The organism is Ferrovibrio sp. (assembly GCF_035304305.1).
Taxonomy (GTDB): domain Bacteria; phylum Pseudomonadota; class Alphaproteobacteria; order Ferrovibrionales; family Ferrovibrionaceae; genus Ferrovibrio.
Genome location: NZ_DATGQG010000038.1, coordinates 63,111 through 72,923 on the forward strand (window position 1 = coordinate 63,111; position 9,813 = coordinate 72,923).

Here is a 9,813-nt window from a genome sequence, read left to right on the forward strand (position 1 = left end):
CCATGATACGGCGCGCCGCCCGGAATGCGGAAGCATTCCGTTCCGCCCTCCGCGTCACGCCGCCGCAATCGCGGGGTGCGGGAAATCCGCTAGACTGGCCGGAACCGAAACCGACGGCAGGAGCAGAGATGACCGGGAATACGATCGCGTTCGAACTGGCGCAGCTGCGGCGGATGCGGCTGGCATCGCTGTTCGAGGGCTCGACGCTCGTCCTGCTGGTCTGCGTCGCCATGCCGCTGAAATACATGGCCGGCTATCCGCAGGCGACGCAGATCATCGGATCGGTGCACGGTTTCGCATTTCTCTTCTATGTCTGGGTGGTGATCAATACGGTGGCTGGCGGCGGCTGGCGGGTTGCCGAGGTCCTGCGCCTGCTGGTATCTGCCTTCATTCCCTTCGGCGCCTTCTTCAATGTCGGATTCCTGCGCCGCAAGGGCGAGGCGATCGCCGCACGGGGGATGCTGTGATGCTGTATCTCTGGCTGAAGGCGCTGCATCTCGCAGCCGTGGTGACCTGGATCGGCGGCATGATCATGCTCGGGCTGACGCTGCGCCATGCCGTGGCCGGACGGCCGCCGGATTTCCAGCGTCTTCTGGCGGCCCTGCATGGCTGGGACCGGCGGGTCACCGGGCCGGCCATGGGGCTGGCCTGGATCCTGGGAATCTGGATGGTGGTCGATGCCGGCTGGCTCGGCGCCAACTGGCTCTGGGTGAAGCTGGTGCTGGTGGCGCTGCTGTCGGGCCTGCACGGTTTCCTGGCCGGCAATCTGCGAAGGTTGGCCGGTGATGCCGGCTGGACGCCGCCGCCATCCCTGCGCCTCGCGCTGCCCGTCACGCTGGCCGGCCTTGCGGTGATTGCCGCGATGGTGGTCGTCAAGCCGTTCTAGGCTACAGCAGGCCCTTCTCGCGGAAGCTCACATGTCCCTTGCGGCCGACCACCAGATGGTCGTGCAGCGCAATGCCCAGAGCCGCCGCCGCATCGCGCACCTGTTTCGTCATCTCGATATCGGCGCGTGAGGGCGTCGGGTCGCCGCTCGGGTGATTGTGCACGAGGATCAGCGCCGCCGCGTTCAGCTCCAGCGCCCGTTTCACCACTTCGCGCGGATAGACCGGCGTGTGGTCGATGGTGCCGCGCTGCTGCGCCTCGTCGGCGATCACCTGGTTCTTGCGGTCGAGAAACAGGATGCGGAACTGTTCGATGCCTTCATGCTGCAGCACAGCCCGGCAGTAATCGAGCAGGGCCTGCCAGTTGCTGATCGCCGGTCGCTGCATCGCGTCGGCCTTCAGCATGCGCAGGCCGGCCTCGCGGGTCACCTTCAGCGCGGCAATCACCGCCGCGCCGCAGCCGGGCACCTTGCCGAGGCGATCCACGGGGGCCGCCAGTACGGCGGCAAGGCTGCCGAATTCATCCACCAGCGCTTTCGCCAGCGGCTTCACGTCGCCGTTGCGGAAGACGCCGAACAGGATCAGTTCGAGGATCTCATAATCCGGTATGCCAACGCCGCCGCTCTCCAGGAAGCGGGCCCGCAACCTGCTGCGATGGCCGTGGTAGTGGGGCTTCTCGCCCGTCTCGCTGTCGCTTTCGCTTTCGCTTTCGGCCATGGCCCGGCAGCTTTCCCTCGGGAAAGCGTACCACCGGCGCCGGCCTGCGAACAGACACAACCGGACGCGGCGTCCTGCATGCTCACATGGACGGCACGTCCGGGTGCGGAAAATACTGACGGGATCAGACGTAGGGCGGCTTGTGCCAGCCCCTGGGCGACAGGGTGAAGATTTCGTAACCGGTCTCGGTGACGCCGATCGAGTGTTCGAACTGCGCCGAGAGCGAACGGTCCTTGGTCACCGCGGTCCAGCCGTCCGACAGCAGCTTCACCTGCCATTTGCCGGCATTCACCATCGGCTCGATGGTGAAGAACATGCCGGGCTTGAGCGGCACGGCATGCTTGCGCTCTTCGTAATGCAGGATGTTCGGCGGCTCGTGGAAGATCCGGCCCAGGCCGTGGCCGCAGAAATCGCGCACCACCGAGAAGCGCTCCTTCTCCACGAAGGTCTGGATGGCGCGGCCGATATCGGCCGTGGTGGCGCCCGGCTTCACCGCCTCGATACCGCGCATCATGGCTTCGTAGGTCACCTCGCAGAGGCGGCGGCCCTTCACGCCGACATTTCCGAGCAGGAACATGCGGCTGGTATCGCCATGCCAGCCATCAAGGATGACGGTGACGTCGATATTCAGGATGTCGCCTTCTTCTAGGACCTTGTCGCCCGGGATGCCGTGGCAGACGACATGGTTCACCGAGGTGCAGATCGATTTTGGGAAACCGCGATAGCCTAGCGGCGCCGGCACCGCGCCATGCTCGATGATGAAGGCATGGCAGAGGTCGTCCAGTTTGCCGGTGGTCACGCCGGGGACGACGAAGGGGGTGATGTAGTCCAGCGTTTCCGCGGCTAGCCGCCCCGCGGCGCGCATGCCGGCGAAATCCTCGGGTTTGTGCAGCCGGATGGCACCGGGACGGAAATCCTCGTCCTCCTCGGCGACTTGGGCAAGATTTTGATTCACAACGATAATTCCAGATTTTTACAGATCCAGCGGAAGGCGGCGGTCGATACGGATGGCGGCCTGCGTCACGCTGCAGGCGTAACATAGCGCCTCGACCCCCGCATTCCTAGCCTCCCTGAAAGCGGCGGCGTAGGCGGGGTCGCAATCTTCGGCGATGCGGAAACGGCTGCAATCGCCGCGCTGCACTACGAAAAGCAGCACGGCACGATGACCCGCCGCGACCATGGCGGCCAGTTCCTGCATATGCCTGGCGCCGCGGGCCGTCACGCAGTCGGGGAATTCGGCGAGACCCGGCTGCCGCATGAGGTGCACGTTCTTGACCTCGAGATAGCAGTCCGGCCGGCCCTCCGCGGTCAGCAGGAAATCCACCCGGCTGGCGGCGCCGTAGGCCACTTCCGGGCGATGCAGGTGATAGCCCGCCAGTTCCGGAATGGCATCGGCCGCCAGCGCCTCGGCCACCAGCCGGTTGGGCAGTGTGGTGTCGATCCCGACCAGCGCGCCGTCGGCCTCGGCCAGAACCCAGCCCCAGCGCAGCTTGCCGCGGCCCGGCTTGAGCCAGACGCGGCTGCCCGGTTCGGCGAGGCCCAGCATCGCGCCAGGATTGGGGCAGTGCACGGTTTCCTCCCGCCCGTCGGGAAAACGCACATCGGCCAGGAAACGTTTGTAGCGGCGCAGCAGGATGGCCGGGGTCAGCGGAACGGGGAAGTCCATGGGCAGGCTTTAGCGGTCTCTGGTCTGCCCGTCCAGCGCGTGCTATGCCTGCCCCATGACCGAGATGCAGGGCGGAAAAGCGAAAATCGTCACCGCAGCGATGCTGGTGATCGGCAACGAAATCCTGTCCGGCCGCACCCGTGATGCCAACATGCATTTCCTTGCCGGCAAGCTGACCGAGGCCGGCATCCGCCTGATGGAAGCCCGCGTGGTACCCGACGTGGAGGACACGATCGTCGCCGCCGTGAACGAACTGCGCGGCCGCTACGACTACGTCTTCACCTCGGGCGGCATCGGACCGACCCATGACGACATCACCGCCGACTGCATCGCCAGGGCCTTCGGCGTCGGCATCGACGTCCAGCCGGAAGCGCGGCGGCGGCTGGAAGCCCATTACGAGCCCGGCATGCTGAACGCGGCAAGGCTGCGCATGGCGCGGATTCCCGATACCGCCACGCTGATCGACAATCCGGTTTCGGCGGCGCCGGGCTTCCGTATCGGCAATGTGCTGGTCATGGCCGGCGTGCCGATGATCTTCCAGGCGATGGTGGCGAGCGTATTGCCGACGCTCACCGGCGGTGACCGGCTGCTGTCGCGCACGGTGATCTGCCAGGTGCCGGAAGGGGCGGTGGCGGAACCGCTGGGAGCCCTGCAGAAGGAATATCCCGACGTGGAGATGGGGTCCTATCCGGCCTTCCGCGGCGGCAAGGCATCCACCTCCATCGTGCTGCGCAGCACGGACAGGCAGCGGCTCGATGCTGCCGCCGGGAGAATGCACGAGATCTTCCGCCAGCTCGGCGGAGAGCCTGTCGAGAACGAGATTGTCTGATGCGCTGGTTTGCTGCTCTGGCCCTGGCCCTCTTTGCAACTTCCGCCGCGGCGCAGACGCCGGGGCAGTATGACGCCCAGCTTCCCGCGGCCAATGTGCCGCCACCGCCGTTCCTCACCCGGGACATGACCGCCCTTTGCGAGGCTGCCGACAGCAGCCCGGAGCAGATTGCCTGCCTGCGCTACCTGCAGGGCGCCGTCGCGATGTACGAGCTCACGGTCGCGGAAGGCACGGAACTCACCTGGTTCTGCGCGCCGCGCGAGGCGCCGGGCAGCCTGCTGCGGCAGCAGTTTCTGAACTGGGCGGCGGACAATCCGGATCAGGCCGATACCGATGCCATCCAGGCGGTCAGGGCGGCGTTGAGCGACGCTTTTCCCTGCCAGGAATAGCGACCGGCCTGCCTTCAAATTGCCGTGTTGCTGAACAAAGCTGCGCGCAACACCGTTTCGTCCCCGGTATGATCCGGCTGAAACCCATGCGCCGTCTTCTCGCCCTTGCCGCTCTTGCGATGCTCGCTGCCTGCGGGCCGCCGCTGACCTGGACCAAGCCCAACGTCACGGAGGCGGAGGCACGTCTGGATTATGACGAATGCACTGGGCTGGCGCGCGATCAGGCCTTCCGGGAGAGCTTCTTCGGCTATGGCTATTACGGTTACGGCCGCTTCGGCCCCGGATATCCCTGGTCGCCTTACGGCCGTGCCTATTCGCCCTTCCATCACGATCCCTTCATGAGCAGGGTGCAGCGCGAGCACGATCTGCACGCCTTCTGCCTGCGCGCCCGCGGCTACCGACTGACTCCGATGGCCCAGCAATGATCCGCCGCGCAATCCCGGTCGCCGTCCTGCTGTCATTTGCCGCCTGCGCGCCGTCGACCGAGTGGTCGCGCGCAGATACAACGCCGGAGCAGCTGGCGGCCGACGAGCGGGCCTGCGCGGAGATCGCGCAGTACCAGGCGCTCGACGAGAGTTTCGCCTCGGGGCCGAAATACCCGCCGCTGCGCGACACGCAGTTCATCATGGACAGCGATGCGGAGGGCGGCGGAGGCGGCATGGTCGCATCCTACAGTCGCCGGGGGCCGCGGGAATACGAACTGACGGAATACTGCATGCAGCAGCGCGGCTACCAGCTCGTGCCGGTAAGGAAGCCATGAAACGGATCGCTTCGATCATCCTGCTGCTGACCCTGGCTGCCTGCGCGCGGACTCCAACAGAATGGACCCGCGCCGATACCTCCGAAGCGCAGCGCATGGCTGACGAGAAGGAATGCGGCGCCATCGCCTACAGGCAGGCGCTGGATGAGAGCACGGCGTCGCACAATCTCTATCCGCCCTATACCGGCACCGGCTTCGGCTGGGGCCCGCCATGGCACAGCGTGCGCTCGCCGTCCTATTTTGAGCGGGGGCCGCGGGAATACGAGTTCCGCGACTACTGCATGCGCCAGCGTGGCTATGTGCTGACGCCGGTCAGGCCGGCGGGCTGACGATCAGCCGTTGATTTCTTCGGCGCGGTGACAGGCAACCTGCCGGCCGCCGCCCGTCTCCCGCAATTCGGGCGTCTCGCTGCGGCAGATGCCAGTGGCGAAGCTGCAGCGATCGGCCAGCGCGCAGCCGGGCCGGAGTTCCGTCTGACTCGGCGGATTGCCGGGCAGGGCCGCGCGGCGGCGTTTCTGCCCGGGCGGCGGCGGGACCGGTTGCGGCAATGCGGCCAGCAGCGCCCGCGTATAGGGGTGCGCCGGGCTGGCGAAGATCTCTGCCGTCGGGCCGGTCTCGACGATGCGGCCGAGATACATCACCGCCAGCCGCGCGCAGACATGGTCGATGACCGCGAGATTGTGGCTGATGAAGAGATAGGTGATGCCATGGCGGCGCTGCAGCTCCGCCATCAGGTTCAGCACCTGGGCCTGCACCGAAACGTCCAGCGCCGACACCGCCTCGTCGGCGACGATCAGTTTCGGATGCGTGATCAGCGCGCGGGCGATGGCGATGCGCTGGCGCTGTCCGCCGGAGAATTCATGGGGGTATCTCGCCATGTCGCCCTCGCGCAGGCCGACATTCGTCAGCGCCTCGGCGATGCGTTCGCGGCGGGCGCCGCGCGGCAGCTTCTCCAGTACGTCCAGCGGTTCGGCGACGATCCTCTCGACCTTCTGCCGCGGATCGAGCGAGCCGTAGGGGTCCTGGAACACCATCTGGAAATCGCGCCGCGCGGCGCGCAGCTCCGCCGCGTTCAGCGCGTTAAGGTCGCGGTCCCGGAATGTCACCGTACCGCGATCGGGTTTTTCCAGCGCCATGACAAGGCGCGCCAGCGTCGACTTCCCGCAGCCGGACTCGCCCACGATGCCGAGGCTTTCGCCGCTCTCGATATGCAGCGTTACGCCGTTCACCGCATGTACGGCGGGCCGCGGGCCGAGCAGCGCGGTGCGCGGCAGCGGATAGGCCTTGTGGATATCGGCCAGCCGGACGAGGGGGGCGGTCACGGCAGCAGGCTCCGCGATACATCGGTGCGCCAGCATTCGGCCCGGTGCAGCGGCCCGACGGCGACATCGGGCGGCATCTCGGCGCGGCAGCGCGGCTCGGACAGCGGACAGCGATCGGCGAAGGCGCAGGCGGGGCCGAGCCGGTGCAGTTCCGGCACGATGCCCGGGATTGTCGGCAGCGGCGGTCGCGGGTAGCGGTTATCCGCGCCCGCGCGGCCGAGCCGCGGCATGGCGGCGAACAGGCCGCGCGAGTAGGGATGGGTGAGATCGCCGAATACCTCGCCCACCGGGCCGGTTTCGATGGCGCGGCCGGCATACATCACCATCACATGCTGCACGGTTTCGGCGATCACGCCGAGGTCGTGGCTGATCAGGATCAGCGCCATGCCGCTGTCTTCGACCAGGCTCTGGATGAGATCGAGGATCTGGCCCTGGATGGTGACGTCCAGCGCGGTGGTGGGTTCGTCGGCGATCAGCAGGTCGGGATCGCAGGCCAGCGCCATGGCGATCATCACGCGCTGGCGCTGGCCGCCCGACATCTGGTGCGGATAGGCATCGAGCCGGCTGCGCGGCTGCGGGATGCCCACGCGATCCAGCAGCTCGACGGCGCGTTCCAGTGCCTGCCGCCGGTTCATGCCACGGTGCAGCATCAGCGGTTCGGCGATCTGGTCGCCGATGCGATGCAGCGGGTTGAGCGAGGTCATCGGCTCCTGGAAGATCATCGCCATGCGGTTGCCGCGCAGGCGGCACAACGCCGCTTCATCGGCCTGCAGCAGGTCCTCGCCCTGGAAAGCGATCCGGCCCTCGGCCCTGGCGCCGTCGGGAAGCAGGCCCATCAGGGCCAGCGCCGTCATCGACTTGCCGCAGCCGCTTTCGCCCACGATGCCCAGCGTTTCGCCGCGGCGCAGGTCGAAGCTCAGGCCGCGCACCGGCTGCACCGGGCCCTGGCCGGAGGCCAGCGTGACCCGCAGGTCGGAAACGGACAGCAGCGGCGCGGTCATGTCAGCGCTGCCGCGACAGGCGCGGATCGGTGAGATCGCGCAGCCCGTCGCCCAGGAGATTGAGGCCGAGCACCGCCAGTGCAATCGCGCAGCCCGGCCAGACGGCAAGCCAGGGTGCGCGGAAGACGTAGGATTGCGCCTCGTTCAGCATGCGGCCCCAGGACGGCGTCGGCGGCTGGGTGCCGAGACCGAGATAGGACAGGGCGGCCTCGGCCAGGATGGCCAGCGCGAACTGGATCGTCGCCTGCACCACGATCACGGCAAGGATGTTGGGCAGCACATGCTCGATGGTGATGCGCACCGCGCCCTTGCCGGCGCTCCGGGCAGCGAGGATGAAGTCGCGCGCCCAGATGGCGTTCGCCGAGGCGCGCACCACGCGGGCGAAGACGGGAATGTTGAAGATCGCGATGGCGATGATGGAATTCATCGTGCCGGGCCCGAAGATCGCCGCCAGCATGATGGCCGAGAGAATGGCGGGGAAGGCGAAGGTGAAATCGGCGAAGCGCATGACCAGTTCTTCCAGCCAGCCGCGTTTTGCCGCGGCCAGCAGGCCGAGCACGGTGCCGAGGATCAGTCCGATGCCGACGGCGATGATGCCGACGCTGATGGAATTCTGGGCGCCGGCGAGAATCTGCGACAGCACGTCCCGCCCGAAGGGATCCGTGCCCAGCCAGTGCTCGGGCGAGGGTGCGGCGAGGCGGCGGCGGATGTTGATGGCGGTTGGCGCATAGGGCGTCCAGACCAGCGACAGCAGCGCCATGCCCAGCATGATCGCCGACAGGATGCCGCCGACCAGGAAGGAGCGGTGCCGCATGGCGCGGCGCAGAGCCAGGGCCGCTTCAGACATCATGAACCTTCAGCCGCGGGTCGATGACGGCGTAGAGCACGTCGACGATGAAGTTGACCACCACGACGGTGAAGGCGAGCAGCACCACTGCCGCCTTTACCACTTCGATGTCGCGATTGCTGATCGCCTGGAAGATCAGGCGGCCGAGGCCGGGCAGCGAGAAGACCTGCTCGACCACGATGGCGCCGGCCAGCAGATTGCCGAACTGGAGCCCGATGATGGTGATGACCGGGATCAGCGCATTGCGCAGCACATGGCGCCACAGCACGGCGTTGCGGCTGAGGCCCTTGGCGCGCGCGGTGCGGACGAAATCCTCGCGCAGCACTTCCAGCACGGAGGAACGCGTGATGCGGGCAAGGATCGCGGCCTGCACGGCGGCGAGCGCGATGCTGGGCAGGATCAGGCTCTGCAATGCGGCGCCCGGATCGCTCCAGCCGGGAAATCCGCCGGCGGAGAGCCAGCCGAGATTGACCGCGAAGAGCAGGATCAGCAGCAGGCCGAACCAGAAATTCGGAATCGAGATGCCGAGCTGGCTGATCGCCATGACGATGACGTCGGCGGGACGGTTGTGGCGGGCGGCGGCGAAGACGCCGAGGCTGAGCGCCAGCAGGACGGTCAGCAGCATCGCAGAGATGGCCAGCGGGTAGGTGAGCGCCAGCCGCTCGGCGATCAGAGGCCAGACCGGCGTCTTGTAGGCGTAGGAGATGCCGAAATCGCCGACCAGCAGATCGCCGATCCAGCCCAGGTACCGGTCGAGCAGGGGGCGGTCGAGCCCGTACTGGCTGCGGAAGACGGCGAGCTGCTCCGGACTGGCGTCGATGCCGAGCACCAGCAGGGCGGGGTCGCCGGGCAGGATCTCCAGCACCAGAAAGACGATGATCGATGTCGCAACCAGCGTGGCGATCAGCGTGGCGAGGCGTTTGGCGAGGAAGGCCGGCACGTCAGACCCGATCCGCGTCCTGGCTATGGCGGCGCCGGGCCAGTTCGTCCAGCAGGGCGCGGCGCGCCGAATCGTCCATTCCCGGCCATGCGCCGATCTCGGCGCCGGTGCGCCAGCAGCCGCGACACCAGCCGGTCCGGTGATCGATGCTGCAGACCCTGATGCAGGGCGAGGGAATGGGGGATTCAATCATGGCGAAAATGCGGCGATGTTCGCCAAATCTCCCTTCAACTGCCGCCACTTAACCAGCAAATTCGGGCTGGGGACTTGAACCATCGGGGTGGAAACCCTTATCTAGCGGTCGCCGTCGGGGGTGGCTTGCGACGGACAGGCGAGGGGACAGCCAAAACGATGATCGACATAAAGAATCTGGTCAAGCAATTCGGCCCGTTCACCGCTGTCAACAATATCAGTTTCAGTGTTGCGAAGGGTGAGGTTCTCGGCTTTCTCGGGCCCAA

Annotated in this window: 15 protein-coding genes; 7 read left to right on the top strand and 8 right to left on the bottom strand. The window is 67.0% G+C overall.

From position 1 onward, the window contains the following. The first annotated feature begins 128 nt into the window (after positions 1-128). Complete coding sequence (locus tag VKZ87_RS04720; protein WP_324220093.1) at positions 129-467, top strand: DUF3817 domain-containing protein; 339 nt, start codon at positions 129-131, stop codon at positions 465-467. Further along, positions 467-886 (top strand): CopD family protein, encoded by a 420-nt coding sequence (locus VKZ87_RS04725; RefSeq protein WP_324220094.1) that lies wholly within the window; start codon positions 467-469, stop codon positions 884-886. The genes VKZ87_RS04720 and VKZ87_RS04725 overlap by 1 nt, the downstream gene beginning before the upstream one ends. A gap of 1 nt (position 887) precedes the next feature. On the opposite strand, the gene radC is transcribed toward VKZ87_RS04725, so the two are convergent. The 3 genes from radC to sfsA all read right to left on the bottom strand — a co-directional run bounded on the left by radC (position 888) and on the right by sfsA (position 3,267). Next, positions 888-1,601 carry a RadC family protein gene (gene radC / locus VKZ87_RS04730; RefSeq protein WP_324220095.1) on the bottom strand — a complete coding sequence of 238 codons (714 nt, stop codon included), beginning with the start codon at positions 1,599-1,601 and terminating at the stop codon, positions 888-890. 124 nt (positions 1,602-1,725) lie between these two features. Further along, positions 1,726-2,466, bottom strand: coding sequence for a type I methionyl aminopeptidase (gene map / locus VKZ87_RS04735; protein ID WP_324220111.1), 741 nt, complete (start codon positions 2,464-2,466; stop codon positions 1,726-1,728). Positions 2,467-2,574: 108 nt separating this feature from the next. Then, the gene (gene sfsA, locus VKZ87_RS04740; protein WP_324220096.1) at positions 2,575-3,267 is read right to left on the bottom strand and encodes a DNA/RNA nuclease SfsA; all 693 of its coding nucleotides are present in this window, start codon (positions 3,265-3,267) and stop codon (positions 2,575-2,577) included. 55 nt (positions 3,268-3,322) lie between these two features. Between sfsA and VKZ87_RS04745 the strand changes: the two genes are divergently transcribed. The 5 genes from VKZ87_RS04745 (at position 3,323) to VKZ87_RS04765 (ending at position 5,574) form a co-directional block, all read left to right on the top strand. Next, the gene (locus VKZ87_RS04745; RefSeq protein ID WP_324220097.1) at positions 3,323-4,096 is read left to right on the top strand and encodes a competence/damage-inducible protein A; all 774 of its coding nucleotides are present in this window, start codon (positions 3,323-3,325) and stop codon (positions 4,094-4,096) included. Continuing rightward, the gene (locus VKZ87_RS04750; RefSeq protein WP_324220098.1) at positions 4,096-4,485 is read left to right on the top strand and encodes a Rap1a/Tai family immunity protein; all 390 of its coding nucleotides are present in this window, start codon (positions 4,096-4,098) and stop codon (positions 4,483-4,485) included. The genes VKZ87_RS04745 and VKZ87_RS04750 overlap by 1 nt, the downstream gene beginning before the upstream one ends. Positions 4,486-4,571: 86 nt before the next feature. Next, the gene (locus VKZ87_RS04755) at positions 4,572-4,910 is read left to right on the top strand and encodes a hypothetical protein (RefSeq protein ID WP_324220099.1); all 339 of its coding nucleotides are present in this window, start codon (positions 4,572-4,574) and stop codon (positions 4,908-4,910) included. Next, complete coding sequence (locus tag VKZ87_RS04760) at positions 4,907-5,245, top strand: hypothetical protein (RefSeq protein ID WP_324220100.1); 339 nt, start codon at positions 4,907-4,909, stop codon at positions 5,243-5,245. Before VKZ87_RS04755 ends, VKZ87_RS04760 begins: the two co-directional genes overlap by 4 nt. Then, a complete protein-coding gene (locus tag VKZ87_RS04765) occupies positions 5,242-5,574 on the top strand; it encodes a hypothetical protein (protein WP_324220101.1) in 333 nt (110 codons plus the stop codon). Before VKZ87_RS04760 ends, VKZ87_RS04765 begins: the two co-directional genes overlap by 4 nt. 3 nt (positions 5,575-5,577) lie before the next feature. On the opposite strand, the gene VKZ87_RS04770 is transcribed toward VKZ87_RS04765, so the two are convergent. Genes VKZ87_RS04770 through VKZ87_RS04790 form a run of 5 tightly spaced genes read right to left on the bottom strand, consistent with a single transcriptional unit; the run spans position 5,578 to position 9,548 of the window. Continuing rightward, positions 5,578-6,567: an oligopeptide/dipeptide ABC transporter ATP-binding protein gene (locus VKZ87_RS04770; protein ID WP_324220102.1), complete on the bottom strand. Its 990-nt coding sequence runs from the start codon at positions 6,565-6,567 to the stop codon at positions 5,578-5,580. Continuing rightward, positions 6,564-7,568, bottom strand: coding sequence for an ABC transporter ATP-binding protein (locus VKZ87_RS04775; protein WP_324220103.1), 1,005 nt, complete (start codon positions 7,566-7,568; stop codon positions 6,564-6,566). The genes VKZ87_RS04770 and VKZ87_RS04775 overlap by 4 nt, the downstream gene beginning before the upstream one ends. Before the next feature lies 1 nt (position 7,569). Further along, on the bottom strand, positions 7,570-8,415 hold the full coding sequence (locus VKZ87_RS04780; protein WP_324220104.1) for an ABC transporter permease: 846 nt from the start codon (positions 8,413-8,415) through the stop codon (positions 7,570-7,572). Next, positions 8,408-9,355 carry an ABC transporter permease gene (locus VKZ87_RS04785; RefSeq protein ID WP_324220105.1) on the bottom strand — a complete coding sequence of 316 codons (948 nt, stop codon included), beginning with the start codon at positions 9,353-9,355 and terminating at the stop codon, positions 8,408-8,410. Before VKZ87_RS04785 ends, VKZ87_RS04780 begins: the two co-directional genes overlap by 8 nt. 1 nt (position 9,356) lies before the next feature. Then, complete coding sequence (locus VKZ87_RS04790; protein ID WP_324220106.1) at positions 9,357-9,548, bottom strand: DUF1289 domain-containing protein; 192 nt, start codon at positions 9,546-9,548, stop codon at positions 9,357-9,359. Between the last annotated feature and the right edge of the window lie 265 nt (positions 9,549-9,813).

Excerpts from the sequence above, each read along its gene's own strand:
- VKZ87_RS04720 (WP_324220093.1), top strand. The coding sequence starts at position 129 with ATGACCGGGAATACGATCGCGTTCGAACTGGCGCAGCTGCGGCGGATG.
- VKZ87_RS04725 (WP_324220094.1), top strand. The coding sequence starts at position 467 with ATGCTGTATCTCTGGCTGAAGGCGCTGCATCTCGCAGCCGTGGTGACC.
- radC (WP_324220095.1), bottom strand. The coding sequence starts at position 1,601 with ATGGCCGAAAGCGAAAGCGAAAGCGACAGCGAGACGGGCGAGAAGCCC.
- map (WP_324220111.1), bottom strand. The coding sequence starts at position 2,466 with ATGCGCGCCGCGGGGCGGCTAGCCGCGGAAACGCTGGACTACATCACC.
- sfsA (WP_324220096.1), bottom strand. The coding sequence starts at position 3,267 with ATGGACTTCCCCGTTCCGCTGACCCCGGCCATCCTGCTGCGCCGCTAC.
- VKZ87_RS04745 (WP_324220097.1), top strand. The coding sequence starts at position 3,323 with ATGACCGAGATGCAGGGCGGAAAAGCGAAAATCGTCACCGCAGCGATG.
- VKZ87_RS04750 (WP_324220098.1), top strand. The coding sequence starts at position 4,096 with ATGCGCTGGTTTGCTGCTCTGGCCCTGGCCCTCTTTGCAACTTCCGCC.
- VKZ87_RS04755 (WP_324220099.1), top strand. The coding sequence starts at position 4,572 with ATGCGCCGTCTTCTCGCCCTTGCCGCTCTTGCGATGCTCGCTGCCTGC.
- VKZ87_RS04760 (WP_324220100.1), top strand. The coding sequence starts at position 4,907 with ATGATCCGCCGCGCAATCCCGGTCGCCGTCCTGCTGTCATTTGCCGCC.
- VKZ87_RS04765 (WP_324220101.1), top strand. The coding sequence starts at position 5,242 with ATGAAACGGATCGCTTCGATCATCCTGCTGCTGACCCTGGCTGCCTGC.
- VKZ87_RS04775 (WP_324220103.1), bottom strand. The coding sequence starts at position 7,568 with ATGACCGCGCCGCTGCTGTCCGTTTCCGACCTGCGGGTCACGCTGGCC.
- VKZ87_RS04780 (WP_324220104.1), bottom strand. The coding sequence starts at position 8,415 with ATGTCTGAAGCGGCCCTGGCTCTGCGCCGCGCCATGCGGCACCGCTCC.
- VKZ87_RS04790 (WP_324220106.1), bottom strand. The coding sequence starts at position 9,548 with ATGATTGAATCCCCCATTCCCTCGCCCTGCATCAGGGTCTGCAGCATC.